This is a genomic window from Bartonella sp. AP58NXGY (assembly GCF_042195785.1).
Lineage (GTDB): Bacteria > Pseudomonadota > Alphaproteobacteria > Rhizobiales > Rhizobiaceae > Bartonella.
Map to the genome: position 1 here is coordinate 1 of NZ_JBHIOY010000123.1, position 972 is coordinate 972.

Here is a 972-nt window from a genome sequence, read left to right on the forward strand (position 1 = left end):
TGCTGCATCATAATTTATCAGAAAAAGCGAAAATAAAATCAGCACGTTCTACATCGCTCTTGGATGCTCAGATTTCTGGAGGACGTTAATCATGCAGCAGTCTCGTTTTTTGTTTGTTTTTAGTACCATAATAATTTTTTTGATCATGTTGTGGATGTCATTTTTTGTTGTCTATCCTCGTCAACAAGTCGCTATTAAGCGTTTTGGACAGATCGTCAAGGTAGAATCTAATCCTGGGATTTATGTGAAAATACCTTTTGTGGATAAGATGATTGTGGTGGATAATCGGCTGTTGCGTTACGATGTTCCTACACAATCTGTGCAAGTTCGTGGGGGGGCTTATTATGAAGTGGATGCGTTCTTTATTTATCGTATTACAGATCCTAAATTGTTTTTACAGCGTATTGCTTCAGGGCGCCCACAAATTGCAGCACGTGAAAATCTTGCACCACGCTTTATTGACGCTTTGCGGGCTGTTTATGGTAAGCGAGAATTTAAAGCAGCCTTATCGGATGAACGAGGCGCGATGATGGCTGAGGTTCAAAGGCAATTTTCTATAGATGCAGGTTCGCTGGGTATTAAGATTGTTGATGTACGTATTCGAAAAACCGATTTAACCGATGCTGTTTCCGAAGATGTTTATCGGCAAATGGCTGCGGAGCGGGAAGCGGTTGCGGAAAATATTCGCGCTCGTGGTCAACAAGAGCGAGATCGTATCGTTGCAGAGGCAAATCGTGAATATGAAGAAATTGTGGCGGCTGCAAAGCGTGATGCTGAAATTACCCGTGGTGAAGGACAGGCTGAAAGTATTCGCATTTTACTCAAAGCGCGAGAAGCTAATCCATCTTTTTACGATTTTTGGTTAGCCATGGAGCAGTATAAGAATTTAGAGAGAATACCGATGGTGATTTCACCAAATGAGGATTTCTTTTTTTATTTTCGAAATTCTCCGCAAGCAAAGAAAAAACTTTC

The 972-nt window shown here is 41.2% G+C and carries 1 protein-coding gene; it reads left to right on the forward strand.

All coding sequences use genetic code 11. The features are described 5' to 3' along the window. Positions 1 to 91: 91 nt before the first annotated feature. On the forward strand, positions 92 to 972 hold an 881-nt coding region (gene hflC / locus ACFINC_RS09890), incomplete at its 3' end, for a protease modulator HflC (protein ID WP_375617102.1).